This window comes from Psychrobacter pulmonis (assembly GCF_904846465.1).
GTDB lineage: Bacteria > Pseudomonadota > Gammaproteobacteria > Pseudomonadales > Moraxellaceae > Psychrobacter > Psychrobacter faecalis.
Genome location: NZ_CAJHAT010000003.1, coordinates 14374 through 41334, shown reverse-complemented (window position 1 = coordinate 41334; position 26961 = coordinate 14374). Strand labels below are relative to the sequence as shown.

22 protein-coding genes and 1 pseudogene are annotated in these 26961 nt (G+C 44.2%); 18 read left to right on the top strand and 5 right to left on the bottom strand.

What is annotated here, in order from left to right:
* Positions 1 to 210 precede the first annotated feature (210 nt).
* From JMX70_RS06620 to JMX70_RS12660, 3 genes and pseudogenes are all read left to right on the top strand, one after another.
* Entirely contained in the window at positions 211 to 2346 is a 2136-nt protein-coding gene (locus tag JMX70_RS06620; protein WP_227671188.1) for a TonB-dependent siderophore receptor, read from the top strand.
* 105 nt (positions 2347 to 2451) lie between these two features.
* Entirely contained in the window at positions 2452 to 3201 is a 750-nt protein-coding gene (locus JMX70_RS06615; protein WP_201590680.1) for a siderophore-interacting protein, read from the top strand.
* Positions 3202 to 3277: 76 nt separating this feature from the next.
* Positions 3278 to 4121: pseudogene (locus JMX70_RS12660) on the top strand (transposase).
* 113 nt (positions 4122 to 4234) lie between these two features.
* On the opposite strand, the gene phoR reads toward JMX70_RS12660, so the two are convergent.
* Both phoR and phoB read right to left on the bottom strand, forming a co-directional pair.
* Positions 4235 to 5305: a phosphate regulon sensor histidine kinase PhoR gene (phoR, locus tag JMX70_RS06595; protein ID WP_201590678.1), complete on the bottom strand. Its 1071-nt coding sequence runs from the start codon at positions 5303 to 5305 to the stop codon at positions 4235 to 4237.
* A 209-nt stretch (positions 5306 to 5514) separates the two neighbouring features.
* Entirely contained in the window at positions 5515 to 6213 is a 699-nt protein-coding gene (phoB, locus tag JMX70_RS06590) for a phosphate regulon transcriptional regulator PhoB (protein ID WP_102076460.1), read from the bottom strand.
* Positions 6214 to 6728: 515 nt separating this feature from the next.
* Here phoB and pstS point away from each other — a divergent pair.
* From pstS to phoU, 5 genes are all read left to right on the top strand, one after another.
* Positions 6729 to 7889, top strand: coding sequence for a phosphate ABC transporter substrate-binding protein PstS (gene pstS, locus JMX70_RS06585; RefSeq protein WP_201590676.1), 1161 nt, complete (start codon positions 6729 to 6731; stop codon positions 7887 to 7889).
* Between the two features lie 266 nt (positions 7890 to 8155).
* On the top strand, positions 8156 to 9106 hold the full coding sequence (gene pstC / locus JMX70_RS06580; protein ID WP_201565610.1) for a phosphate ABC transporter permease subunit PstC: 951 nt from the start codon (positions 8156 to 8158) through the stop codon (positions 9104 to 9106).
* Between the two features lie 93 nt (positions 9107 to 9199).
* Complete coding sequence (gene pstA / locus JMX70_RS06575) at positions 9200 to 10114, top strand: phosphate ABC transporter permease PstA (RefSeq protein ID WP_201590674.1); 915 nt, start codon at positions 9200 to 9202, stop codon at positions 10112 to 10114.
* 66 nt (positions 10115 to 10180) lie between these two features.
* A complete protein-coding gene (gene pstB / locus JMX70_RS06570) occupies positions 10181 to 11107 on the top strand; it encodes a phosphate ABC transporter ATP-binding protein PstB (protein ID WP_372828848.1) in 927 nt (308 codons plus the stop codon).
* 102 nt (positions 11108 to 11209) lie between these two features.
* Positions 11210 to 11941: a phosphate signaling complex protein PhoU gene (gene phoU, locus JMX70_RS06565; RefSeq protein WP_201591064.1), complete on the top strand. Its 732-nt coding sequence runs from the start codon at positions 11210 to 11212 to the stop codon at positions 11939 to 11941.
* 320 nt (positions 11942 to 12261) lie between these two features.
* Here the strand turns inward: phoU and JMX70_RS06560 are convergent, their stop codons facing one another.
* The 3 genes from JMX70_RS06560 to JMX70_RS06550 form a co-directional block, all read right to left on the bottom strand.
* On the bottom strand, positions 12262 to 12879 hold the full coding sequence (locus JMX70_RS06560; protein WP_068408350.1) for a DUF411 domain-containing protein: 618 nt from the start codon (positions 12877 to 12879) through the stop codon (positions 12262 to 12264).
* A 76-nt stretch (positions 12880 to 12955) separates the two neighbouring features.
* Positions 12956 to 13882: an IS30 family transposase gene (locus JMX70_RS06555; protein WP_201590672.1), complete on the bottom strand. Its 927-nt coding sequence runs from the start codon at positions 13880 to 13882 to the stop codon at positions 12956 to 12958.
* A 271-nt stretch (positions 13883 to 14153) separates the two neighbouring features.
* The gene (locus JMX70_RS06550) at positions 14154 to 15281 is read right to left on the bottom strand and encodes a M14 family metallopeptidase (RefSeq protein WP_201590670.1); all 1128 of its coding nucleotides are present in this window, start codon (positions 15279 to 15281) and stop codon (positions 14154 to 14156) included.
* A 166-nt stretch (positions 15282 to 15447) separates the two neighbouring features.
* On the opposite strand from JMX70_RS06550, the gene otsB reads away from it, so the two are divergent.
* From otsB to JMX70_RS06500, 10 genes are all read left to right on the top strand, one after another.
* Positions 15448 to 16458, top strand: a complete 1011-nt coding sequence (otsB, locus tag JMX70_RS06545) for a trehalose-phosphatase (protein ID WP_201590667.1) — start codon at positions 15448 to 15450, stop codon at positions 16456 to 16458.
* Complete coding sequence (locus JMX70_RS06540; protein ID WP_201590665.1) at positions 16455 to 18128, top strand: alpha,alpha-trehalose-phosphate synthase (UDP-forming); 1674 nt, start codon at positions 16455 to 16457, stop codon at positions 18126 to 18128. Before otsB ends, JMX70_RS06540 begins: the two co-directional genes overlap by 4 nt.
* A 15-nt stretch (positions 18129 to 18143) precedes the next feature.
* Positions 18144 to 19310 (top strand): acyl-CoA/acyl-ACP dehydrogenase, encoded by a 1167-nt coding sequence (locus tag JMX70_RS06535; protein WP_201590662.1) that lies wholly within the window; start codon positions 18144 to 18146, stop codon positions 19308 to 19310.
* An 83-nt stretch (positions 19311 to 19393) separates the two neighbouring features.
* Positions 19394 to 20215, top strand: coding sequence for a PIG-L deacetylase family protein (locus JMX70_RS06530; protein WP_201591062.1), 822 nt, complete (start codon positions 19394 to 19396; stop codon positions 20213 to 20215).
* Positions 20199 to 20984 (top strand): class I SAM-dependent DNA methyltransferase, encoded by a 786-nt coding sequence (locus JMX70_RS06525; protein ID WP_201590659.1) that lies wholly within the window; start codon positions 20199 to 20201, stop codon positions 20982 to 20984. The genes JMX70_RS06530 and JMX70_RS06525 overlap by 17 nt, the downstream gene beginning before the upstream one ends.
* A 24-nt stretch (positions 20985 to 21008) precedes the next feature.
* Positions 21009 to 21692: a glycosyltransferase gene (locus JMX70_RS06520; RefSeq protein WP_201590656.1), complete on the top strand. Its 684-nt coding sequence runs from the start codon at positions 21009 to 21011 to the stop codon at positions 21690 to 21692.
* A gap of 267 nt (positions 21693 to 21959) precedes the next feature.
* Positions 21960 to 22163: a CsbD family protein gene (locus tag JMX70_RS06515; RefSeq protein WP_068404893.1), complete on the top strand. Its 204-nt coding sequence runs from the start codon at positions 21960 to 21962 to the stop codon at positions 22161 to 22163.
* 546 nt (positions 22164 to 22709) lie between these two features.
* On the top strand, positions 22710 to 24245 hold the full coding sequence (locus JMX70_RS06510) for a glycosyltransferase family 2 protein (RefSeq protein ID WP_201590653.1): 1536 nt from the start codon (positions 22710 to 22712) through the stop codon (positions 24243 to 24245).
* Positions 24246 to 24324: 79 nt separating this feature from the next.
* Positions 24325 to 25683: a glycosyltransferase gene (locus JMX70_RS06505; protein WP_201590651.1), complete on the top strand. Its 1359-nt coding sequence runs from the start codon at positions 24325 to 24327 to the stop codon at positions 25681 to 25683.
* Positions 25683 to 26903, top strand: a complete 1221-nt coding sequence (locus tag JMX70_RS06500; protein WP_201590649.1) for a hypothetical protein — start codon at positions 25683 to 25685, stop codon at positions 26901 to 26903. Before JMX70_RS06505 ends, JMX70_RS06500 begins: the two co-directional genes overlap by 1 nt.
* The last annotated feature ends 58 nt before the right edge of the window (positions 26904 to 26961 follow it).

Genomic DNA, 26961 nt, shown 5'->3' with positions numbered 1-26961 from the left:
CTTCTAATATGTCTATAATAACTCTTATTGTAATTTTTTAATGATAACAATAATCATTAGTGTTATCATTATCTCCGTATTTATATACTTATCTTTTAATTTAAAACCGTCAACTACTTCTATCTGAAAGGAAATACGATGCCGTCTCTTTTATGTTCCAAATCTGCCCGAAAGAAACAACTAAGAATAGCAGTCAGGATTGGTTTATTAATGAGTATTAGCCATGCTGCATATGCTGAAGAAACGACAAATCATATTGAAGATATCCAAAACGAAGATGAGAATATTACTACTGTTAATCCGACACCAGCGACGACCTTAGATACTATTACTGTTTATGCCGATAGCTACCGCAGTACGGGCACCAAAACCGCATTAGATCCTAACGATGCTCCAATGAGTTATACGAGAATCAATCAAGAACTATTACAAAAACGCCAAGCAGATAGCGTTAATGCAGCGTTGCGTTATGAGCCCGGCGTGAGTACTGAGAGCCGCGGTACGGTATCTATTTTTGATGAATACAACATTCGTGGTTTTAAGACTTATTCCAATTTTTATGATGGATTGCGCCTCCCCTACGACGGCGCTTGGAACCTGATGCCGCAAGTAGACATTTATGCGACTGAAGCGGTAGAAGTGTTAAAAGGCCCAGCATCTTCACTTTACGGCTACGCGGCACCAGGTGGCATGGTCAATCAGGTCGCCAAAACACCAAAAAGCACCCAAGAGTCTGAAGTACAGTTGCGCTTTGGCAATCAAAACCTCAAAGAAATGTCGGTCGATACGACAGGCCCTATTTCAGATACGCTTAATTATCGCTTGGTGGCATTAAAACGTAAAAAAGAGGGTCAGATGCAGACCACAGAAGAAGAACGCACTTTAATTAATCCGTCACTTGAATGGCGACCGACAGAAGATGTCTCCGTTCTTGCCAATCTTTTTTACCAAGACGATCCAGAGATGGTGCCTTCCACTCCGCTGCCAGCTGTTGGGACAGTCTACAATGCCAGCTATGGCAAGCTAGATAGTGATGCCTACGCAGGTGACGAGTGGAATCATTTTAGCAAAGAAGTACTGATGCCAAGTGTGACTGTCAACTGGGCTATCAATGACAAATTAACCTTTAAGCATATCCTACGCTATACCGATGCCGAAGCGCAGCAGCGCAATATGTACAATCAAGAAGGATTTATCACGGGTAGCGACAAGATTTTAAATCGTGTGGCCTATACCACTGATGAAAAGATGAACAACTGGACCACAGACAATCAGCTGGCTTATCAGTTAGATACTGCCAATACTTCGCATAATTTATTATTTGGTGTGGAATATCAAGAAACTGACAGTAGCGCCACTTATTATGATGCTGGCGCAGATGGCACCCCCAACCTTGATTTGTCCAAACCCGATTCTTCCCAAATCAATGCTGACACTTTGCCATTAGATATTTATCGACAGAAAGATGATATCGAACAAAGCCAGCTGGGGTTTTATATACAAGATGAGATGCAGTGGCAAGATTTGACGGTAGTAGCAGGATTACGCCACGATAAGTTCGACAGTACTACTGAGCAAACCGACGCCTCTAAAGGTGCGGTTTATAGTAACAAAACGATTGATAACAGCGCATCAAAAACCAGTGGTCGCCTTGCTGCCATTTATGACTTTGATAATGGCTTCTCTCCTTATGCCAGCTATTCACAGTCGTTTCAGCCTGTTGTCGGTAGCAACTTTGTTACTAATAAGGCATTTGAGCCCACCACCGCTGACCAGTTAGAAGCTGGTATCAAATATCTGTCCCCAGATCGCGCCACACAAGGAACGTTGGCGGTGTTTGATATTACGCAAAAGAACGTCGTGGTGGCTGATGAAATCAGTTATAGAAGTCAAACTCAAACGGGTGAAATCACCTCTAAAGGGTTCGAGGTTTCAGGCAGCCACATGCTAAGTGATTGGGTAGATATTGCTGCAAGCTACAGCTATACCGATGCTGAGATTACCGAAGATGAATTCAACCCTGACGTGGTCGGCAATACGCCAGCACAAACCGCTAAACACAAAGCAACACTGTGGGCAGACTATTACGCCACAGATAAGCTTACTCTCAATGCAGGGGTTCGATATGAAGACGGCATGCAACTTGATAAGCAAAATTCAGACGAGCTGCCAAGTGTGACCTTGGTAGATATTGGTGGCACCTATCAAATCCATCCGATGCTCACCGTTGGCGCTAGTATCAATAATTTGTTTGATAAAACCTATGTCGGTACTTGCTACGATAGTAATAACTGCTGGATGGGACCCGAGCGCCAGATGTCCGTCAGTCTGAAGGCCAACTTTTAAACAATATATAGCTTATCATTACTAGAGAATGTCAATTTTATATACTGGCGTTATCCAAACTGATGACTTAAAACATGAAACACTTAAATTAAGAAAGGTATCAAAATGGCAAAACCCGCTCCAAGAATACTGAATGTTATTTGCACCAAATACATCACGCCACATATGTGCCGCGTCACGCTTGGCGGTGCTGGCTTGATTGACTTTCCAACAGATCAAGAAAGCGCTTATATCAAACTCATATTTCCTCAAGACCATGGGGCTCGGCCACTGATGCGCACTTATACCATTAGCGGTCAACGTGAGGGTGAAATAGATATCGACTTTGCCTTGCACGACGCTGAAGGCCCTGCTTCAATGTGGGCACGTAACGCCCAAGTGGGTGAGCAAATATTGGTCGGCGGCCCAGGGCCAAAGAAGCTGATTAATAATGAGGCAGATTGGTTTTTATTGGTTGGTGATATGACAGCGCTACCAGCCATTAGCGTTAATCTTGCCCAGCTACCTGCTGATGCCTGCGGCTATGCAGTCCTTGAGGTCACCAGTGAAGCGGATAAGCAACTACTCAAAAAACCAGACAACGTTGACATTCACTGGGTGATCAACTCACATCCAAATACCGAAAGCAGCCCATTACTTGAAAGGGTTAAAACGCTTACGTGGCTAGCAGGCCAGCCTGCGGTGTGGGCAGCATGTGAATTTCATAGTATGCGCGCCCTGCGCCATCACTTTAAAACATATTTTTCAATACCAAAAACGCATTTATACATATCCAGCTATTGGAAAGTCGATAGCACAGAAGACCAGCATAAAGTTGAGAAGCAGAAAGATGCAAAAAATCTAGGGGCTGTATAGAATTGAGGAACCATTGAAAAACATAAGCAACGCCTTACTCTACTGTTTACCACAACAAAGAAATAAGGCATCACTTATGACTCGCACCAAGCTCAACGATGAACTTTGGCACAAGCTATTTATTATATTGCGACAAATTAACGTATATAACAAGCCCAATCTAAGACGTACCGTTGAAGGCATGCTGTACCGCATAAGAGTAGGCTGTCCATGGCGAGACTTACCTTCTTATTTCGGTCATTGGTCTCGCATATATCATCAATACCGTTATTGGCGTAAAACCGGTAAATGGCAAAAGCTCATGAAAATAATCACTTAGATTAACACATGAAGTGCAATACCAAATGCAAGGTGAAAAAAAGACCTAGATGCGCTAGCATCAAAGTTTTTATCCACCGACCAAAGTGAGATTGCAACCATGAGCTATACACATCTAAGCCTAGGTGAACGATACCAGATTTATGCCCTTAAAGGGGCAAAACATAGTATTAATTTCATAGCGAGGGCGTTAAACAGAAGTCCCAGTACCATATCAAGAGAGCTTAGACGCAATAAAAGCCTACGAGGTTACCGAGCAAAGCATGCTAATAACAAGGCTTGTGACAGACGGGCTAACAACGCCACAACTATTGTGGCTGACCTCTGGGCATGGGTGACAGACAAGCTTAAAGAGAACTTGCGTCCTGAGCAAATATCTGGCGTTCATGGTGGTATCAGTCATACCCGTTAAGTCGAACTCTAAAAACAGCAACAATGACACACTAGACTGGTATTTGTATCGTTGCCGTCACTTGGTAGAAAACGCTTTTGCTAGGTTGAAACATTTTAGGGGCATGGCCACGCGATATCATAAGCTCAAAGATAGCTATGCAGCAGCGGTAATGCTTGCTTGTGTCTTTATCTGGTTGCCACTCATTTGAATTCTATACACATCCTAAAAGGTATTGTTAAATTATCATAATCGCTATGTTGAATTGACCGAGGAAGGTAAACGATAATAAACCTAAAGGCTAAAAGCTAAAAGGTAAGAAACTCAATCTATAACAGCTGAACGAATATGAGCAGGAGGAAATACGGCGCTAAAGGTTGAGCCTTTGCCTTCTGTCGATGCGATTTGCAGGGTTGTGTCGTATTGATATAACACATGCTTGACTATTGCTAGCCCCAGCCCTGTGCCGCCTGTTTCCCGACTACGCCCGCTGTCTACTCGGTAAAAACGCTCGGTCAATCGCGCGACATGCTCGGGCGCAATACCAATACCATTATCGGTGACGGCAAAGCGACAGCCTTCTGCCACTTTTGCCCAACTGATAACAATATTGCCGCCTTTTGGCGTATATTTAATGGCATTGATGACCAAATTGGACAACGCACTGTTTAAATACATCTCCGAGCCGTAGAGACCATCATAGGTATCTATCTGCAGGTGCAGCGTATGGCCGTATTCTTGATTATACGCTTGCGCGTCGTCATAGACATGGGTGAGCAGCTTAGTCATATCAATATAATGCAGCTCATGCGTCTCTTCGATTTCAATTCGTGATAGCAATAATAAGTCATTGACCACCCTATTCATACGCGCAGTCTGCTGCGTCATTAGCTCAAACCCGCGTCGCCATTGCCGCGGCATCTCTTCTTGATCAGAAAAATTCTCCAGATAGCCCATCAGTACGGTGAGTGGTGTTCGCAATTCATGCGAGACATTGGCCACAAAGTCGCGGCGCATTTGCTCTAAGTGTTGTAAGCGGGTCACATCATAAATAATCAGCAGCTTTTCATCGCCAAAAGGCGTGAGCTCACATTTAAGATAACGGTTAGGGTCACGCCATGACTTCATGTGTACGCCATCATTGGGCGTGATCTTATTCTGATAGTACTGATGAAACTCAGGGACATTAATAAAGTCAAAAATACTTTTGCCATGGTCCGCTGACTGTAGCAATAATAAATCTTCGGCGGCCTGATTCCACCACTCCAAACCATCGTCACCATTGAGCAAGATAACCGCATCTCGCAATGCGCGTAAGGCACTTCTGATTTTTTTCAGCTGATCGGTGGAGTATTGCTCGATGTCCTGTTGCTCAATATCCCTTGGCGTTATCATGTGTTTCTCTCTTTTTTATTACCAGTATGATGCTTAGCACTTATTATTAGCACTGACTATTCTTAGCACCAAATATTCTCAATACTTATGCTTCTCAGTACTCAATATTCTAAATATTTATGCCTCTGAGCACTGAATGTTCTTAACGCTGGTTTCCTGCCTCGTAAGCTGCCTTGTAAATAATGGGCTATTTTTCAAAATCGATAGCGTTATTCAACCAGACTCGAAAACCGATAACCGGTACCGCGAACCGTTTGAATCAAGGCACTGCAACCATAAGGCTGTAGTAATTTGCGTAAACGCCGGATGTGCACATCAATCGTACGATCTTCGATATAGACATTGCCGCCCCAGACCTGATCTAGCAGCTGGGTGCGCGTATAAGCACGCTCGGGATGACTCATAAAAAACGCCAGCAAGCGATATTCTGTCGGTCCGATATCAATGACTTTATTATCAGCGGTGATACGCTGGCTTTTAGGATCGAGGCTAAGCTTGCCTATTTCAATTGGCTTATCGCTACTAAGCGCACGACTACGGCGTAATACGGCTTTGATTCTGGAGATTAATTCACGCGTTGAAAAGGGTTTGGTCATATAGTCATCAGCGCCCGCATCAAGCCCATGAACCTTACTATCTTCCTCACTTTTGGCCGTCAGCATAATCACGGGTATCTCAGCCAACATCTCATCATTTTTAAGCATACGGCAAAAATCAATACCACTTTTATCACCCGGTAACATCCAATCTAGCAAAATCAACGCGGGTCTATGATCCACCACTTGTTGATGCGCTTCTGCGACGTCAGCCGCTTGTAAACTCTCAAAGCCCGCCATCTCTAGCGTCATTACCACCATCTCACGAATTGCAGGTTCATCTTCGACAATCAAAATCTGCTCATTGCGCATACCATCGCCTCATTATTGAAAGACAAAAAATTGGAAAACAAAAATACTAAGCCCTTATCAACGTCTGCCCATTAAACGGCTTAATTATGACAGTTTGATGACACAGTGACTCGATACGTTAAATGCTGCGCCTTAAACATTGCAGCTCAAACACTGTACTTTCAGCCCTATACTTTAAGCGCTGTGCTTTGAACGCTTAGCCTTAAACCCTTACGCCCCAAAAAAAACCAACGGCTCATCATAACGAATTTTGCGCTAGATAGCAGCCGCAATCCCCTTAAACGACTGCTTTATTGGGCTGCGTTTTTAATTGACCAACTTTTTTCATAAAAATGTCTTATTTCATCAAACTGTCATATTTGCTCGGCACAATGTGCTCATTGACTACCGAGCGTCTTTGTAGCAAAACCTTGCTAACCAAACATCGTTAGCAATACATTACTAAAAACCTGGGCAGCGACATTGTTATTCATAAACGCCCCATACTTAAATCTGATTACTTTCTAGGAGAAACAATGCGTTATTCATTAATGGCTTTAGCAGTCGCGAGTACCTTTACCTTAGCTGCTTGTAATCAACCCCCCAATAGTAATGAAAGCAATGAGCCCGCTACTTCGGCGCAATCAACCACCGCGCCTACCGACACCGCAAACGTTCAGTCGACAGACGTCCAATCAACAGACAATGTGTCGATGAATATCACCGGCGCTGGCGCCTCTTTCCCGCAGCCTATCTATGCTAAATGGTCAGATGCCTATCATAAAGCAACTGGCGGTCAAGTGAACTATCAGTCGATTGGTTCATCGGGCGGTATCAAACAAATCGTCGCAAAAACGGTGGATTTTGGCGCGTCCGATGCGCCGATGACGCCAGCGGAATTAGAGGAAGCCGGTCTGATTCAATTCCCGACCGTTATCGGCGGCGTGGTACCTATCGTCAATATCGATGGCGTTGCGCCTGGTCAATTGAAGCTCGATGGAAAAATGCTCGCTGACATCTATCTTGGTAAAATCAGCAAATGGGATGACCCTGCCATCAAAGCTATGAATCCTGACTTAAGCCTTCCTGACGCCGCCATTACCACAGTGTTCCGCTCAGACGGTTCGGGCACAACCTTTAACTTTACCGATTATTTAGCCAAAGTGTCAAACGATTGGAAAGACAGCGTTGGCGTCGATAAAACCGTGAAATGGCCAACCTCGGCAACCGGTGCTGGCGGTAAAGGTAACGAAGGCGTGTCAAGCTATGTGACGCGTATGAAAAACTCTATCGGCTACGTTGAATATGCCTATGCTAAGCAAAATGGCATGTCACACGTTGCTCTGAAAAATGCCGCCGGCAACGTCGTGCAACCGTCTGCACAGACATTCGCCGCCGCTGGGGACATTGATTGGTCAAAGCAAGAAGGCTTTTATAAAGTCATCACCAACTCTGAGACCGACCAAGCATGGCCTATCGCTGCTGCGACCTTTATCTTAGTCCACAAACAGCCGCAAGATGCTAAACAAGTGGCAGGTGTCCTTAACTTCTTCGATTGGGCTTATGCTCAAGGCGATGATGATGCGATGAGCCTTGATTACGTGCCTTTTTCTGATACGGCCGTGGCTTTATTTAAAGCGAAATGGAACGAGGTGGTAGACAGCGAAGGTAAGCCTGTTTATACCTCAGCACAGTAGCTCGAAACTTACTAATTCAAGGCTTATTAATTCGAGAATAAGCTAACTAATGCCACCAAGCAAATACTGAAAAGCGTGTTTGCTTGGTGACGTCTTAGCCGTAATGAGCTTAATAGCTGGTTGTTAGATGACACAGTTTATTACGGTAAGACGCTAAAGCTAAAATCCCTAAGGTTTTTTACAATCAAGCTTTCACACTAGCAAGCGTTAACACCATTCATCATTAACATAATGAAAAGTTAGAGCGATAAACAACAGAGGCTTTTATGGCAGACCTAAAATCCCAACTGGCAAAACAAAAACGCTACGATGCAGTTTTTGTTAATGCCACCAAAGCATTTGCAATCTTGGTGCTCTTGTCGCTTGGCGGCATCATGCTGTCATTGATTGTCGGTGCGTGGCCAAGTATCACTGAGTTTGGCTTGGGATTTTATACCAGCAATAACTGGGATACGGTGAACGACCAATACGGTGCACTTGCCCCCATTTACGGAACGGTGGTCACCTCGCTCATCGCTATCTGTATCGCCGTACCAGTCAGCTTTGGGATTGCTATCTTTTTAACGGAACTTTGCCCCAATTTTTTGAAAAAGCCATTGGGTATTGCTATCGAGCTGCTGGCAGGTATTCCTTCTATCATCTACGGCATGTGGGGCTTGTTTGTCTTTGCGCCGTTTTTTGGTGATCACATTCAGCCTTGGTTTATTGAAAATATTGGCCCCCTACCTATTATTGGCAAGGTTTTTACCGGTGCGCCGATGGGACTGGGTATGTTTACCGCCTCATTAATACTGGCAATTATGATTATTCCCTTTATCGCCGCTACCATGCGCGATGTTTTCTCTGTGGTGCCAGACCTGCTAAAAGAATCCGCATACGGTATGGGCGCCACTACGTGGGAGGTGATGTTTAAAATCATCTTACCTTATACCAAAGCAGGTGTGGTTGGTGGCGTGATTTTGGGACTTGGTCGAGCGCTTGGCGAGACGATGGCTGTTACCTTTTTAATTGGTAATGCTTTCAATATCAGCCCAAGCCTATTTACCTCTGGGGTGACTATTACCTCAGCGCTGGCCAACGAGTTTGCCGAAGCGTCAAGTGAGCTGCACTTAGCGTCATTACTACATTTAGGGTTAATCCTGTTTGTCATTACCTTTATCGTTTTGTCGATATCTAAGCTGATGCTCATGCGTATTGACCAAAAAGCAGGCAATTGAACACACTATTCTAAATAGCCAAAAAAACAAGCCTAAACAAACTAAAACACGCTATTTGCCGCCATTATTTGACTCAAGAAGGACAAACACTTCATGACTTTAGCACCAGTCACTACTCAAACGACCCAGCCAAGCCAGCCTTCTGCAAGCTTTGAAGATCGTTATAACAAGCGTCTTTATAACAAGCGCCGTTTTATCAATAGATTGGGACTTGGGTTTGCCTTATCAGCGATTGTATTTGGTTTGTTTTGGCTGATTTGGATTTTGATTACGCTGTTTGTTGAAGGCTTTCAAGGTTTAATTGAGATGCCTGTCTTTATGGCAGATACCCCGCCACCGATGGGCGAAGGCGGTCTACGCAACGCCATTGTTGGTTCAGTGATGTTGGCTTTTTCGGGCTTGGCGATTGGTGCGCCAATCGGCATGATGGCTGGCATTTATTTAGCGGAATTTTCACATGGCAGTATGTTGGGTAAAGTCACCCGATTCTTAAATGATATTTTATTGTCGGCCCCCTCCATCGTGATTGGTCTGTTTATTTATGCCTTGATGGTCAAAGGACAGAGCTTTTCGGGTTGGGCTGGTGCATTGGCATTGGCGCTGATTGTGATTCCTATTGTCGTGCGTACGACAGAAAACATGCTAAACCTTGTGCCTAACACACTGCGCGAAGCAGCTTATGCACTGGGTACGCCAAAATGGAAGCTGGTCAGTACAGTGACGCTGAAAGCTGCCAAAGCTGGTCTAACCACAGGTGTGCTGCTCGCTTTTGCTCGTATTACCGGTGAGACCGCGCCCTTGCTATTCACTGCGCTAAACAACCAATACTTTAGTACCGATATGAGCCAACCGATGGCCAACTTACCCAATACGATTTATCAGTTTGCCATGAGTCCTTATGACAACTGGCATGCACTGGCTTGGGCGGCGGCGCTGCTCATTACTGCGACAGTATTATTCTTAAATATCGCCGCACGCTTTATCGGTGGCAAAGACCATAGCAGATAATTTAAGGCTAACAAACGCATAGCTAAGAGCAAAAAAACACCCCCATTTAACAAGACTTTAAAACAGATGGATACCATTATGACTGATGTATTAGAGAGAAAAGCGACTAAGCCGATGACAGATACCAGCAGCAAACGCCGTTTACTGGATGACGCTATGTTTAACCATGGTCAGCATAAACAGCCAGATATCGCCCATCTTATCAAGCAAACCATGGCGGATATGCCTGACAATATGCCGCCTGCTAAGATTACCATTCGCGATTTGGACTTTTATTATGGTGATTTTCAAGCGTTAAAAAACATCAATATCGATATCCCAGAAAAAAAGGTCACCGCTTTTATTGGTCCCTCAGGCTGCGGTAAATCAACGCTGCTACGTACCTTTAACCGTATGTATGACTTGTATCCGAGTATGCATGCTGAAGGTCAAATTACCCTTGATGGCCAAAATATTTTGGCCAAAGACATGGATGTTAACTTGCTGCGTGCGCGTGTCGGTATGGTTTTTCAAAAGCCCACACCCTTCCCGATGTCTATTTATGACAACGTCGCATTTGGCGTCCGTCTCTATGAAAAGCTCAGCAAAGCAGAGCTGGATGAGCGTGTCGAGTGGGCACTCAAAAAAGCAGCGTTATGGCTGGAAGTCAAAGACAAACTCAAAGCCTCAGGATTGTCATTATCGGGTGGTCAACAGCAGCGACTTTGTATTGCCCGCGGAGTAGCAACGAAGCCTGAAGTCTTGCTATTAGATGAGCCAACGTCAGCGCTCGACCCCATCTCTACTGGCGCGATTGAAGATTTGATTACCGATTTAAAAAATGACTATACCATTGCTATCGTCACCCACAATATGCAGCAGGCCGCGCGCGTCTCCGACTACACCGCTTATATGTATTTGGGGGACATGGTAGAAATGGGTGAGACAGATCAAATATTCACCAACCCAGCACAAAAAGCGACTGAAGATTATATTACTGGTCGTTATGGCTAACTTGCTGTTTGCTTAAAGCAATCATTTTTAGTGGTCATTTATCACGCTACTCATTTTGGCAATATTTTTATGAGCAACACCAATACGATTAAGGAAGCAAGCATGGCGATAACGGCAAAGCATTTATCAAAGAGTTTTGATAATGACTTACATGACGTGATTGAGCTGTTTATGCAAATGGGTCACATGGCAGCAGAGCAAGTCATGGTTGCGACACGCGCCCTGATAGCTGCAGATGAGGCGACCGCAAAAAAAGTGATTGAAGATGATCATCTGATCAATCAGCTAGATATTAAAATCGATGAGCAAATTATTTTGTTAGTCGCCAAGCGCCAGCCAGCCGCCAATGATTTGCGTTTAGTGATGGCGCTCAGCAAAGGCATTGTCGACTTTGAACGTGTCGGTGACGAAGCAGAAAAAATCGCCCGTATGGCCTGCCAATTGATTGAAGATGGCGCGTCACCAAGAGGTTATTCGGAGGTTCAGCATTTATCCAATCAGGTGCGCTTAATGCTGCTTGATGCGATTGATGCCTTCTCAAATATGAATCCGCAGCAGGCATTTACGGTCTTGCAAAGCGATACCGCGGTCAATGAAGAGTATCAATCGGCCACGCGTGCCTTGATGACCTATATTATGGAAGACAGCCGCCATGTGTCTAAGGTGATTAATATACTATGGGTATTGCGCGCCCTAGAACGGGTGGGCGATCATGCTCGCAACATTGCTGAGCTGGTTATTTTTTGCACCAGCGGTAAAGATGTGCGGCATACGGATTTTATGCAAGTCGAACAAATCGTCCAGCAAACGACTGATGCTGGCCGGCATGAGTAATAATATTAATAAATAGACAAAAAAATTTTCTCAATTAACCCCTCTTCAAGGCCTTTATATATACTTAGTTATACATCTTTCTTAAGCGCCGTTACTTGTATTAAAAACAGTTTATGCCTATCTTTTCTAGTCAAGAGTTTGCCACGCTCTCATACTTATTCAAAAAAGCCATTATAGGCCTCATAAATAGAGATCTATAATGGTTTAATCCTATCTTTTCTCAGGTGGTATAAGAATTTTCTGATGTAAATACTTTCTCTTTACATAATTTCCTTATTATTAATAAGTTAGCGATGGACAGTAAAAATCATCCTTTTCAGCTATAACTGGGCATTGGCGCTATCAACCTCAGCATATACCGCTGTGCTACCGTCTTTGTTGATTTGCATCACTTGATAAGGTGAAAATTTATTTTGGTACTCCATCCCGGGGCTACCCATTGGCATACCGGGTACGGCAAGACCAATAGCCTCGCTTGGCGGATTGGCTAAAAACTGGGCTATATACTTGGCAGGCACATGACCTTCGAATACATAACCGTCGCTCGTGACCGCCGTGTGACAAGAGCGCATATTGCTCGGGACACCATAGCGTTCTTTAAAAACTGCTAAGTCGGCGACATCTTGTCCCGCCGCAGTCATACCGTGATGTTCGGCATGGCTAATCCACTCCTTACAGCAGCCACAATTGGCATCTTTATAAACCGTCGCAGAGACGTTTCTCAGCGCATCACTGTTACTGCTAGAGCTCGTCGACTCAGTTTTAGACGTTTGGACTTTTGAATTCTGGCTGTCTGTTGCCGTCTCTACAGGCGCTGTGGTTGCAGCAGTGGTATTGGTGTCGTTACAAGCAAATAACGACGATGTCACTGTCAGTAGGATAAGCGCACCAAACAATTTATGCTGCTTAAAAGTTAAGTTATGGTTATCAGGTTTCATACATACCCTCTCGTCATTTATTGTTTAATGTCGCATGTGATATTTATAACTTAGATTAACACACCAAGTGCAACGCTTAATTAATATTATAGAACGCCTGCATAGGCGTTTTAAACCCTAATCGTTTTCTTGGTCTGTTGTTTAGTTTGTTCTCAATGTCCTGTATTTCATTATCAGAGATTTGTCTAAAGTCACAACCCTTAGGCAAGTACTCTCTGATAAGGCCATTGGTATTCTCGTTGGTTCCTCGCTGCCATGACGCATAAGCATCGGCAAAGAAGAAAGCGCTAAAGAGCTTTTGTTTCACCTTCTTATGCTGAGCAAACTCTTTACCATTGTCAGAGGTAATGGTCTTAACCTGTAACCTCACTGGCGCTAAGAGTTCTATCATTGCCTCTGATACTTGCTGTGCTGTTTTATGACCCACACGCTTCATCTTCAATAGCCCCGTTTTACGTTCAACGAGCGTGACAATCGCTTGCTTGTGATGCTGACCGATAACGGTATCCGCTTCCCAATCTCCAATACGTGAGCGTTCTTCAACAATACAAGGGCGCTCATGAATCGAGACTCTGTCATTGATACGGCCTCGAGTCTCAGCGGTTAGACGCTGCCGGTATGGTTTGGCTTTACGTCTGAGACACTGCCACAATGTGCCGCCTTGCTTCTTATCACGCCAAATATAGCGATAAATGCTCATATGACTGATACCAGCATGAACGCCAGATATTTGCTCAGGACGCAAGTTCTCTTTAAGCTTGTCTGTCACCCATGCCCAGAGGTCAGTCACAATAGTTGTGGCGTTGTTAGCCCGTCTGTCACAAGCCTTGTTATTAGCATGCTTTGCTCGGTAACCTCGTAGGCTTTTATGACGCCTAAGCTCTCTTGATATGGTACTGGGACTTCTGTTTAACGCCCTCGCTATAAATTTAATACTATGTTTTGCCCCTTTAAGGGCATAAATCTGGTATCGTTCACCTAGGCTTAGATGTGTATAGCTCATGGTTGCAATCTCACTTTGGTCGGTGGATAAAAACTTTGATGCTAGCGCATCTAGGTCTTTTTTTCACCTTGCATTTGGTATTGCACTTCATGTGTTAATCTAAGAAATATAAAAGCACTGATGCTCGCTATTAGCATTGTATCTGCTTAGAGCAAAAGCTAAAAACTGAGTGTTTAAGCCGCTGCTCTAAGCAATTCAACCCTGCCAATTAAACCATCACTATTAAATTATTGTCATGAAACCATCTGATTAACTCACAAAAAGTTTATGACTAACGCAACTCATCAACGACTGCTAGCATAGCGACCAATGAAGCTTCTCCTAATTTAATAGAGCGCTCAGGTGACCAACCTGTATCTTCAAAAGGTAAATTGGCATTCTCTTTAAATGGCATCTCTAAAGTGTTGGCAAGACAATCAAAGCGCTCGGCTACCCAGTGGGTAGCAATCGTCATGTTTGCTGTGCCGGGTGCGTCAATATCATAACCAAATTCAGATTGAAAGTCGGCGCTGGCCAATTTTAAGACTTCTGAGAATTTATCACGTAGATGGGCAAGGCGGTCGTTATAGCTTGGCGTGCCCTGCGAGCCGGCAAGGAACACATACGGCAGCGCTTCATCGCCATGCACGTCATAAAACAAGTCCACGCCCGTTTCTTCCATTTTATTGATGACGTGAAATACTTCAGGGCTTTTTTCTAAGCTTGGGTTTGCCCATTCACGGTTTAGATTCGTCCCTACCGCATTGGTACGCAGGTGCCCGCGTACACTGCCATCAGGATTCATATTCGGTACGATATAAAAATTGGCTTTTTCTAACAACAACTTAGCCGTGGGATTATCCTCGTCTAACAAACTGTTCAATAGCCCCTCAACCAGCCATTCAGCCATTGTCTCGCCCGGATGCTGGCGCGCCGTAATCCAGATACTGCGCTTCTTGCTATCACCATTACCTACTTTTACTAAGGTTAAGTCGCGTTTATCAAGCGTTTCGCCCAAATGCTCCAAACACGCGAGCGGATGCACTTGTACAGCGGCTAACAAGTCTTGGTGACGCTCATAGCTGTACGGGGCGAAATACGCAATTTGAATACTTTCGCACGCAAGCTCTGCCGTTATAGTCAACTTACCATCCTTATAAGAGGTTGGCAGACGGAACCAATATTCGCGATCATAGGAAGCCGCCGCTTGATAATCCTCCCAGCCTGCAAGGTAGGACGCCTTCCCTGCATTCATAATATTGAGTACGTACTGCTCGCCAACTTCGCCTGATAGACGAAAGTTAAACCACTGAAAAAACTCTCCGCCCACGTCTGGACGAATCGCCAATTGAATGTTGGTTTGATCTTCTGCATTGATAACCTCAATATTACCGGCATCGAAATTTGCGCTAATATGCATAATCTTTTCCTAATTGTTTTTGTAAATTAAAAGACAGATACTAAAAAAACTTATACTAAATACCATATTTTGTCCATCGTAGTAGGATGGACTTTATGGCAAACTTATGAGGAAGCTTGATGGCTAGCTTAGAACATCATATAACGCGTTAAGATAAGGATAACATGTGACTTCAGGAAGAAGCGTCCCAGCAAATAGCGCCCCTATCAGACCTCCTATATATATTGCGCCAAATCACTTCGCTGATTATCTCTCTCATCAGCAGCGCTACTGCTTGTTTTTAGATATCGACGGCACGCTTGCTGATTTCACCTTGAACCCGAAAGACAGCTTCATCCCCGCTACCACTTTAACACTTTTACAAAACATACAAGATTATGGCGTCAAAATCGCTGCTGTTACTGGGCGCAGTCTAGCCGAAGCAAAGCAAATGCTGGCGCCGCTAAGCTTACCCATCGCCGCAACGCATGGACTAGAAATAGACTTTGAAGATAACGAATCTAATAATAATATGAGCGTTTCATCCGTCGACAGCGCTGAGCTTGCTGCTATAAAACAAGCGCTTATCCGCTCTTGCTTGCGCTATGACGATTTTATCATAGAAGACAAGCCCTACTCCGTTGCCCTACATTATCGTCAAAATCCCGCCTTAGCCGATATCGCTTATCGCATTATAACCACAATCGTAAAAAACCATGCCGATTGGATAGTAAAACAAGGTAAATATGTCTGGGAAATCGCGCCCAAAAGTGCTGATAAAGGCAGTGCGATTTTGACCTTACTAAAAAAATTTCAGGCTAACAATAGGCTTTGTCCTATCTTTATTGGCGACGACATCACCGATGAAACAGGATTTATGGCAGTACAAGGCGACAAGCACATGACAGAAAAAAGTCGATTTATAAAGAATAACGAACCACGAGAGGATTCTAAACCACCCATAAAAGGCATGGGTATGAAAGTAGGTTATGACGGCACTGAACCAACGTGTGCGCATTATTATGTCAATAATATTTTTGAGGTCACGGTATTGCTTGAAAGCTTTTTGAAGTTTTGCCAACAGCGCCTAACCTTATCTCCCAAGTTATCTGGTTTAACAGAGCAAGAGCAAGTGGCACCGCCGCTAATAGACACTGACCGATACCCATTAAAAAATACCACGAGACCACTGACATGAGCCGCTTAATTGTCTTATCTAACCGCGTAAAGATGCCCGATAACCACCCTATGGCGGGCGGGCTTGCTGTCGCATTGCAAGACGTCTTAATCGGCAAATCAGTCATCTGGATGGGCTGGAATGGCGAAGTCGTCAATAACAACAACGCCAATAATACCGACGCCGCCAATACATTTAGCAGTATTCAACATCGCTTTATGGCGAGCAGCAAGGCAAAAACCCGCGCCACACAAATCACTTATATGACCACCGCATTTACCACCCAGCAATATCAGCATTTCTACTGCGGTTTTGCCAATAATGTATTGTGGCCTCTACTGCATGAGCAAACAGCGCTTATCAGCCAAGCTGCAGATGATTATGCGGGCTATCAGGCGGTCAACCGTTTATTTGCGCGCCAATTAAAAAGTATTATCCAGCCTGACGATGTCATCTGGGTCCATGATTATCATTTTTTAAGTGTGGCGTATCATTGCCGAAAGCTTGGTATAAACAATCGCATTGGGCTTTTTTTACACATTCCCTTTGTGGCGCTGGATTTTTGGCAACAGCTTAAGCAAAGCGCTGAGCTCATTCATCATCTGGCGCATTATGATGTGCTCGGTACCCAAACCCAGCAAGGATGCACCAATTGCGTTGACGTTTTTCAGCATTATTTAAAAGACAGTCTAATAAAAGCAAGCTTAGGCGAAGACAGTTTGGTAAAAGAAAATGTAAGGGAAGATACATTAGCAGAGAACAGCGATGTCAGACTTACCCCCATCAATGTCTTACAAAAAAACCAACCTTTTACTCATACTTACCCTTACCACTCATCTGGGACAGCATTAACGCTTAATTTAGACTTTAAACCTCAGCATTGTTTATTGATTAACGCCTATCCGATCGGTATTAATGTCGCAAGGATCCAGCAGCAGGTCAGTCAGTTAGCCTCGCCTCTACCTGCACATTTGGCGCACCATAATGTATATAAAAAAACCGACAAGACGACGACACAACAAATTATCGCGGTAGATAGAATTGACTATTCAAAAGGCTTATTAAGACGTTTTTCAGCCTATCGTGACTTTCTAGAGCATTATCCAAGCTATCAAAATCACCTACAATTATTACAAATCGCTTGTCCTAGTCGCTTAGATTTGCCAACTTACCAACGGCTTTATCAGGAAGTTAAACGAACAGTCAGCGAGATAAATCAGCAATTTTCAACTGACAACGGTGCTTGGCAAGCGATTAAATATAGCGAAAACGTCTTAAATCATGAACCCTTGATGGCCGCATTTTGGCAAAGTGATATCGGCTGGGTCAACTCCTTAAAAGACGGTATGAATCTGGTGGCTAAAGAATATATCGCCGCGCAAAATCCTGATGATCCGGGCGTGCTCATGCTCTCGCGTTACGCAGGAGCCGCTGAGCAAATGCAAGCAGCGGTCATTGTCGATCCGCATCAGCCTACGAGTATGATAGAAGGCTTGAGAACGGCATTGACGATGCCATTAAAAGAGCGACAGTTACGCTATCAAGTATTGCTACAAGGGCTACATCAAGATGACTTATACGCTTGGCAGCAACGCTTTTTAGACGATTTGTATTTAGATGGCCGATATGATAATAAAAAACGGTCAGCAGATGATGGCGCTTTTGAAGCCATTCAAATGTCTGATTCATAATAATTAGGAGACTGTATGCAAGTGCCCGATGCCAAAAACGCTTTATTAATAAATATAAAATCTGCTATAGAAGAAGTTATACAAGCAGAAAACCAAACTATCGGCAGTTTGGCTATGATCGATAAGTTGCGCCGTGAAATATTAACGATTCTAGTCGGTTATAGCGACGAAATCCCTCACCCTGCTAGTGGTGCTAGGGCTATTGCCGGTGCTGAAAATGTTATAAGCGAAGGCGATACGACGAACGCTCAAAACAATAAACAAGCAAGCAAGCCAAATCAGTCTAACACCTTGATTCGATGGCAAGTCTTGGCATACGTGTCGAGCCTAGATTTAACGCTTGCGAAATGGTTTGAATCGCATTTAGATGCGTTAAGTATTTTGCATGAAGTCGGCTACGATAAAGCGCCTCAAGGCTTATGGGCGGTTTGGGCAGCAGAAGGACACCCCGACCCGATACGTTATACAGAGGGAAAAATCAGTGGTAGCAAAGCATGGTGCTCAGGCGCCAACCTCGTGGATTATGGGCTGATGACTTATCGCGATGAGCAGGGACAAGCGCAACTATTGATGGTGGATATGCACCAATCTGGCATTGATATTGATAACAATGCTTGGCAGGCCGTCGGCATGCAAGCCACTGATACGGCAACCATACAGTTCCATGAGGTAGACGCCATTAATGTAGGTGCGCCAAATGCGTATTTAGAACGGGTAGGATTTTGGCATGGCGCGGCAGGCGTTGCGGCTTGCTGGTACGGTGCGACCGCTCGCATTGCCAATTATTTAATAACCGCTTATCAGCATAAACCCAATGATTATAAAGCCATGTATTTGGGTCAAATCAGCACAGCATTGGCCGTTACTCAGCAGTATTTTTATCATGTTGCTGACTTAATAGAGAGTAAGCCGCAGCAAAACCATGAACTTGCTATCCGTCAATTACGCGCCAACGTTGAGCGAGTAGCACGCCAAGTGATGGAAACAGTCGGACAAGCATTAGGGGCGGCGCCGTTTTGTGGCAATGCCCACTTTGCGAGGTTAACCGCAGATTTGGCGGTATTTATTCGTCAAAGTCATGGTGCCTTTGATTTACAAAAAATCGGCGAGCTATCTAGCGCTTTCGACCGCGCCACAAACAGTGATTCGACAGACAGGCAGGACAATATATGGCAACTATGACACCAAAAGCAAATGTGCTGGTACAAGACTTTGCTGGCTATCAGGCAGAAAATGATACTCAGCCTTTGACGACACATAATGTGATGTCGGCGCACTCAGCACCCTTAGCGCACTTAGCCAAGCCTGAGCATCCGATTGTCGGTGACCGTATCATTGAAGGCGATGGTACCAGCACCGATGCTTGGCAACACTGGCAGGGACTGCACGATTTACCTCGACTAGATATAGCAAAAAGCTTCCCGCCGCAGCAGCGCGTCTGTGTATTTGCGCCGCATCCTGACGATGAGATATTGGGCTGCGGCGGACTGCTGCAACAATTGGCCGCCAACGGTAATCCTATCGTCCTTGTGCACGTGACCAACGGCACACAAAGTCACCCAGACTCGCAGATTTATCAGCCGCATCTGCTTGATACTATCCGCCCGCAAGAGAGCTTAGCGGCATTAGAAGTGTTAGGCATTGCTCAGCAGGTGACCTGTATGTCTTTAGCGCTAACCGATGGTGACGTTTTTGCTGAGCGGGCACAGTTTCACCAAAAATTAGCAGCAATTATTCAACCTGATGATATTTTAATCACGCCTTTTGTACATGATGGTCATCCCGATCATGAAGCAACAGGACAAGTAGTCGCCGCTTTCGCTAAGCAACACCAACTCGCCTGTTATCAAGTGTTGATTTGGGCATGGCATTGGGCAAAACCTGCCGATAGTCGTATTCCTTGGCACTGCACGCTTAGAGTGGATTTGACACCGGAGCAATTACAACGCAAAACCGAGGCTATCGCCTGCTTCAAAAGCCAAATAACCGTTGATGAAAGCACAGGCAACCCGCCTATTTTATCGGCTCAAACCATCGCTAGAATTAGCCAACCTTGGGAAGTTTATTTATATGAGCCACAATCTTAAATTGAAACCACCAATGCATGAGGTCGGTAATTTTCAGGTGTCTACAACCGACTTACGTACTGTTCATACTGATTTGCCAAATGGTAAAAAAGAGACGACAATCACTGCTTACTCAGAAAGCTATTTTGACGCGTTATACAACGACAATAGTGACCCATGGCAGTATCAGACCCGCTGGTATGAAAAGCGCAAACGCGATATGTGTCTAGCGGTGTTGCCACAAGCAAAATATACCAATGCCATCGAGTTAGGCTGCGGTAACGGTGTGTTCAGTGCCCTACTTGCCAGCCGTTGTCAGACCTTGGTCAGTATTGACGGTAATAAACAGGCCGTGCAACTGGCTAAGCAACGTTTGGCAGATGTCAGGCATGTAAAGGTCATACAGGGTGTCATTCCTAAAATATTACCGACTGCGAAATCGCATTTTGATTTAATTGTGATTAGTGAAATTTTATATTATTTATCGGCAAATGATATTGATACCGTCATCGCTTGGATTCAGCAAAATCTTGCGGTAGGCGGCACGTTACTATGCTGCCATTGGCGCTATAACATTGATGGCTTTACCATGACGGGTGAAACGGTACACCAACGTCTGCACCACGCATTTAATAGAATAAGTAATGAGGTAAACTCTGCGCAAATACAGCAAGTTCATAGTCAAAACCCTACCTTTACCCATCAAAGTAAAGTCGTCGATAGCGATTTTTTATTGGATGTGTGGCAACGTTCGGTAGAAACGGTGGCTATGCAAGAAAACTTGGTTTAACGTTAAATCCGCCGAATAAAATGCATGAATACTACAAATATCGCTATCGTCATTCCTGCTCATAACGAAGCGCTGACCATCTCTAAATGCTTGGCATCGGTGCAGACTGCCATTGAGCAGCTGCCCTCTACCATTACCGCCACTGTGCTCGTGGTGCTCGACAGTTGTAGCGATGACACACTCACATTGGTCAAGCACGCTGGTGTGGATTATTTATGCTGTGATTACCGGTGCGTGGGGCAAGTGCGAGATTTGGGCATTCGTCATGCGATTGCCTCTGGCGCGACTTGGCTTGCCTGTACCGACGCTGATTCGCTTGTCACAGCAGGTTGGCTAACGCAGCAAATCACTCATATTAATCATCAGCCGACTGCTATGATATGCGGCGTTGTGAGCGTTGATGACTGGGCGCATTTAACGCCCCAAACCCGCAAAGACTATATCGCTCACTATCAAGATAAGATGGGACATCGTCATATTCATGGGGCAAATTTGAGCTTTAGTAGTGCAGCGTATCTCGCTGTTGGCGGTTTTGCTGCCCTGCCTTGCCATGAAGATGTCGATTTGGTTAAAAAATTTGAGAAGCAAAATTTTGCTATCACTTGGAGCAATCGCGTTCGGGTCATTACTAGCAGCCGCTTACAAGCGCGAGCGGCAGAAGGGTTTGCCGCATTTTTAGCAAACTTAGAAACCAGCCATTCACAGTAATTTGCTTTAAAAAGTGTGACAAATTTTATGAAAATAGTGCATTTATGACACCGCGTATACCTTGCTAACACAATGAATCTATCGCTAAGATTTGGGTAACACTCTACACATCGGGGCTACAGACAACGCAATTATCCATGTTTATATTAGGTTTGTTAGCTAAGGAGTTGTGCCTGCTGATAACCCATAAGTGAGAAATATAACAAAGCAAATTGATGGGTTCTAAAAAAATTAATGTAATCTAATAATAGGAAAAGGAATACCACTATGAATGAACATACGCTAAAAGGTGATTGGAACCAACTTAAAGGCTCAGTAAAACAGAAGTGGGCTGACTTGACCGATGACGATCTCACGCACATCGAGGGCAGCCGTGATAAGTTGGTTGGCCGTGTTCAAGAACGTTATGGCCATAGTAAAGAAGATGCCGAACGTGAAGTTGACGATTGGCGCAGCAGTAATAACTATTAATCTTAGATTCTAAGATTTAAACATCATTTAAGACTTATTAGTTATTGATGATAAAGCGTATTGGGCATGGCGGGCTTTTACCTATAAGTGTCTAATGCGCTTTTATCGTTTATAAGGCTCATTATCTTTAATCAATTTATAGCCGATTATGATTTAACACTACCCTCTTCGTCGAATTTCCCTTACTTCTCTTTTCCTTTTCTTAAACCCTCGTCATTTTTTCCTAAAGATTTTCTGAAATTATTAAGTCACTATATTTCGGGGATTTTGCTACTCGTCCAGTAACACAAACCTCTCCTAAATCGTGTTTTACGTACTGACAGCTGTGAAATCAGCTGTATGAATTACGTAGTATTACACTCTTAAATATTTACCAACACTTAACAGTCTTAAGGTTACTGAGTTTTATATTACTATTTAACGGGTAATCAAAAAGAAGATAATAAATACTACATTATAACTATTAATACATTCGTTTTTCGCATGTGCCTTTCATTCATGCTTTTCCCCCTATTCTCGTCCGTCGTATGTGCCTAAGGATAAGCCATGACAATTCATAAAAAGAATCTTTTAGCTCCTGCGTCTCTCAGCTTTCAGTTAATGACACGGTCTGAGCCACCAGAACTGGTGATTGCGACTATCCAGTCTTTGCTGGCTATTAAAGAGGCGACTGATGAGATACTTATTATTGATAACAACAATACAGACACCTCACTATATCAGCCTTTGGCCGCTTTTTGCGCCAGTCTAGATTCAGCCCTTAATGTCCGATTTTATCATATTGATGCGGTAGAAGGCTTTAAGGCAGGCGCGTTAAACTTGGCGTTGGGGCTGATGAATCCTGACTGCTCACACATTGTGGTGGTCGATAGTGATTATCAAGCACTTCCGCATGCAAGAATATCTATTGCCAATGCTATTAAGCAATATCCAAACCATACGCTTTTGCAGTTTCCACAGTTTTACCGCAGTGCTGGGCAAGTGGACACGCACAGCGAGCTTAACCATTATTTTAATCATCATTTATACCGCCCCTTTAATCGTAAGCGTGCCCTATCAACAGGCACTTATGCAGTGATACGCCGCGCAGATCTTTTGAGCTTAGGCGGTTGGTCAGGTGCCTCGATTACCGAAGATGCGCAAATGGGCGTCTTGATGCATAAGAGAGGGTTTCGCAGTCAGTTCATACCAGAAGTCATTGCGACAGGTCTCTTACCTACCTCGTTAAATGATTTGATGTGTCAGCGTCGGCGCTGGATCTATGGCAATATGCAGGTGTTAAGCAACTATTTTTCGATAGCCTCGCCCACTAAAAGCCAAGATACGAAAAGTCTGGGTAAAGGTTTAGCGTATACGCGCGCGCACCTCTCGCAGCTCAGTGCTTGGATAAACTTTACGGGTTTATTTGTATTTTTGCAGCTAGCGACCTTATTTATCCTTGGCTACGCACTTCTAAAAGCTCAGTTCTCGGACGCCATGCCCGATATATCCCTACTTACGACTTTGTACTTGGTCTATGCCAGTTATGGCATTTTTACCATAAGGCGATTATGGGCATATTTACAGGATAAAGCGCCACTGAACAAGCAACTCAATCAAAACCATCAGTCTAGTATCAAAATACGTGTCAGAGCATGGCTGATGCATCTGAACTTTTGGGAGCTTGGCGCGCTATCTTGGTTGCCTGTGTTATGGGGTAGTGAAAAACCCTTTGTCTGTACGCCAAAGCAAGCATACATTCGCACTCAAAGCTCATTACGTCGTGCAAATATAGTGGCGTTACCCAAGCTGATTTTGCTGCTCAATATCATCACTGCCATTATAGTGGCACCGTTTTCGCCGCTTTATTCTCCGCTATTATTTATCTGTGCTTTGGTAATTTGTACGTTAAAAATCGGCGCCGCAAAAGTGGCATTTGATAACTTTAGGGTCTCTGAGAAAAATCTGTCCACCATTAGCATTAAGTCTAAACCTACGGTTGCCTTGGCTACTAGTCAGCCTCGCAAACCAACTAAAAAGCTAAAACCACTGCAACCTGAAATGCATACGACATTTGAAGACAAAAAGATTATTAATTCTTAATGGTTGGCTTTAGGCATTGATTTTATTAAATCCTTTTTTACTTATTTACCATAATCGCTCGTTTTACTTTGAGGTACTTATGCCCGTTGCTGACCCTGTTAATTTTATAGAGGCTATTGATAATACTGCTGAACGCCCTGCCCTGTTAGTGGAGAAACCTTTACGCATTGCGATGATTGCTCATTGTTTATATCCTATTGCGCAGCCCTTTGCTGGCGGGCTTGAGATGATTACCCAGCTTATATGTGATGAGCTTGTCGCCCAAGGTCACGAGGTTTTGCTTTATGCGCATAAAGACAGTCAAACGCAGGCCCGCCTCGTCCCGATGCTAACCCGAGAAGCATTTGATAAGATGGTCTATCCGAATGAGCATGAGACTTTAGGAATGAGCCGCGAGGAGATGTATCAGTATTTGGTCTATCAAGATGTGCTACGCGATATTATCGAACGCAATGAACGTGGTGAGATTGACATCGTGCATAATCACAGCCTGCATCATATCCCGATGATGACTGGTCAAGCGTTTGGCTCGCGGTTTTTTACCACCTTTCATACGCCTATTTTCCCGCAATTGCGTTTGGCGCTATTGACCTTGCGCCACGGTACAACCACCCAGTTTACCGCTATCAGTAAACACCAACAGCAGCTTTTTTCAGAGTTTGTGCCCTCAACGGTGGTTTATAACGGCATTGATGTAAAATCCTTTGACGCCAATATTGAATCTACGGATGATTTTACCCGTGAAAATGGTGAAGTTTATTTTTGGTTTGGACGTATTTGCCCCGAAAAAGGCACACATTTAGCCATGCAATACTGTATGGAAGCTGGAAAAAAACTCATTATTGCTGGTCCCAAAAGCAACGCAGCGTATTTTGATGAACAAGTCGCACCACTATTGGCTCAAGATGGTGAAAGTGGCGCGCAAGAACTGTTTGATTATGTCGGTCATGTTACCAAAGACGAGGTAAATCGCTACCTTTGTCAAGCGACTGCCATGCTATTTACCAGCACATGGGATGAGCCGTATGGTTTGACACTGGCTGAGAGCCTAGCCTGCGGTACGCCAGTGATTGGCTTTGATGTCGGTGCTAGCGCTGAGATTGTTACACCAAATACTGGCGTTATCGTCGCTAAGGAGGATAAAGACGCTTTTATCAAAGGCTTTACTAAGATTAAAAGCATCTCACGTCAAGCCTGCCGAGAACGCGCCTTACAGTTTTGTTCCGTAGCAGCCATGGTAGAAGGCTATTTAGCCTTGTATAGAGCGGCAGTAGTAGAAAGCGAGCAGCAGAAAATTCAGCAGAAAAAAGATATTGAAACTCCAACAGATGCAAATCTAAAACTGAATTCATTTAACCATAAAAAGGGCAAAGACAATAAGGCAGATCCGATAATCGGTTCAAGCAGTGGCTTAAATAACATGATGGAGCGAGGATAATGCGGCTTGGTTATTATGCCCATCATCACGGCTCAGGGCATTGCCGCCAAGTCGATAAGCTTGCTGCCCTATTACCCGCTGAAGCAAGACAGCAATTAACGGTATTTACTAGCGTAACATCTGATACTTATACGTTTGCGGCTATAGATGAGGGGCGAATTGTACGACTGCCAGCAGAGGATGAACGTGCAGATGATGTACTCGCTGGGCGCGCAGGGCAATATTGGCAACCAGCCAGCCTCCACTATTCGCCCGTGGGTAATAGCGATATTCAGCAGCGCAGCCATAAAATACTGGATACCATTTATCAGCGCCGCATTGATTTGATGATTATTGATGTCAGTGTTGAAGTCGCAATGCTATGCCGCGCCGCCAGTGTTCCTTACCTTTATATCAGACTGCCTGGTATTCGCGATGATGAGCCGCATCTAAACGCTTTCGCTGGTGCGCTTGCTTTACTTGCCCCTTATCCTCGCACATTAGAATCTACGATGACACCTGATTGGCTGGCTAAAAAGACCCTCTATCTTGATTTTATCAACACTGAGCAAAGGAATGCGCAAACTTACCGAGATTTTATAAAAGACTTAATGCAGCTTACTACTGATGAAAAAGCACTCTCTTTGATGCTAAATGATAAAAATAAAAATACGCCAACTATCGTTACCGTCATTAAAGGCTACGGCGGACATCAAGCTATTGATGCAAAACTGCCCGAGCTGCGGCAGCTTTTACCACATGCTTTTATTATATCGCTTGGTCCTATCGACGATGATAAACGGCATTATGTTGACATCGCAGCCGACGTAAATGATGTAACGCCATTTATCGAACATAGCAATTATCTACTGATGGCTTGCGGTCTAAATGCCGTCGCCCAAGCCTATGATTATGCGACGCCGCTGGTCGTCCTACCTGACGACCGCCCACACCAAGAGCAAGAGGTAATGGCAGAGGCGTTGATAGCCCAAGGACGGGCATTAAGTTGGCAGCAATTTAAAGCGTTAATAAATGCAAGCGACACACATAAGCTAAGTGTAGAAACTGCTAACCAATCCACTCAAACCCATTCCTTATCAAAGCCTGATAGTACAACGCTTAAGCAAAAATCTATACCTACAGCCCAAGCGTTTATGCAGAGTACGGCCGAGTATCGAACGACTAAAGCTTGGTTTGAACAATGGTTGCTGCCGCAGCTTGTCTTAAAGCCTGGACATTAAATGCAATAGTTATCAACAACGTCGTAGTAAAAACATAAAAGCCAAATTAATACGAGAG

Bases quoted from the DNA above. Each gene is read 5' to 3' on its own strand.
- JMX70_RS06620 (WP_227671188.1), top strand. From the start codon at position 211: ATGAGTATTAGCCATGCTGCATATGCTGAAGAAACGACAAATCATATT.
- JMX70_RS06615 (WP_201590680.1), top strand. From the start codon at position 2,452: ATGGCAAAACCCGCTCCAAGAATACTGAATGTTATTTGCACCAAATAC.
- phoR (WP_201590678.1), bottom strand. From the start codon at position 5,305: ATGATAACGCCAAGGGATATTGAGCAACAGGACATCGAGCAATACTCC.
- phoB (WP_102076460.1), bottom strand. From the start codon at position 6,213: ATGCGCAATGAGCAGATTTTGATTGTCGAAGATGAACCTGCAATTCGT.
- pstS (WP_201590676.1), top strand. From the start codon at position 6,729: ATGCGTTATTCATTAATGGCTTTAGCAGTCGCGAGTACCTTTACCTTA.
- pstC (WP_201565610.1), top strand. From the start codon at position 8,156: ATGGCAGACCTAAAATCCCAACTGGCAAAACAAAAACGCTACGATGCA.
- pstA (WP_201590674.1), top strand. From the start codon at position 9,200: ATGACTTTAGCACCAGTCACTACTCAAACGACCCAGCCAAGCCAGCCT.
- pstB (WP_372828848.1), top strand. From the start codon at position 10,181: ATGGATACCATTATGACTGATGTATTAGAGAGAAAAGCGACTAAGCCG.
- phoU (WP_201591064.1), top strand. From the start codon at position 11,210: ATGGCGATAACGGCAAAGCATTTATCAAAGAGTTTTGATAATGACTTA.
- JMX70_RS06560 (WP_068408350.1), bottom strand. From the start codon at position 12,879: ATGAAACCTGATAACCATAACTTAACTTTTAAGCAGCATAAATTGTTT.
- JMX70_RS06555 (WP_201590672.1), bottom strand. From the start codon at position 13,882: ATGAGCTATACACATCTAAGCCTAGGTGAACGATACCAGATTTATGCC.
- JMX70_RS06550 (WP_201590670.1), bottom strand. From the start codon at position 15,281: ATGCATATTAGCGCAAATTTCGATGCCGGTAATATTGAGGTTATCAAT.
- JMX70_RS06540 (WP_201590665.1), top strand. From the start codon at position 16,455: ATGAGCCGCTTAATTGTCTTATCTAACCGCGTAAAGATGCCCGATAAC.
- JMX70_RS06535 (WP_201590662.1), top strand. From the start codon at position 18,144: ATGCAAGTGCCCGATGCCAAAAACGCTTTATTAATAAATATAAAATCT.
- JMX70_RS06530 (WP_201591062.1), top strand. From the start codon at position 19,394: ATGTCGGCGCACTCAGCACCCTTAGCGCACTTAGCCAAGCCTGAGCAT.
- JMX70_RS06525 (WP_201590659.1), top strand. From the start codon at position 20,199: ATGAGCCACAATCTTAAATTGAAACCACCAATGCATGAGGTCGGTAAT.
- JMX70_RS06520 (WP_201590656.1), top strand. From the start codon at position 21,009: ATGAATACTACAAATATCGCTATCGTCATTCCTGCTCATAACGAAGCG.
- JMX70_RS06515 (WP_068404893.1), top strand. From the start codon at position 21,960: ATGAATGAACATACGCTAAAAGGTGATTGGAACCAACTTAAAGGCTCA.
- JMX70_RS06510 (WP_201590653.1), top strand. From the start codon at position 22,710: ATGACAATTCATAAAAAGAATCTTTTAGCTCCTGCGTCTCTCAGCTTT.
- JMX70_RS06505 (WP_201590651.1), top strand. From the start codon at position 24,325: ATGCCCGTTGCTGACCCTGTTAATTTTATAGAGGCTATTGATAATACT.
- JMX70_RS06500 (WP_201590649.1), top strand. From the start codon at position 25,683: ATGCGGCTTGGTTATTATGCCCATCATCACGGCTCAGGGCATTGCCGC.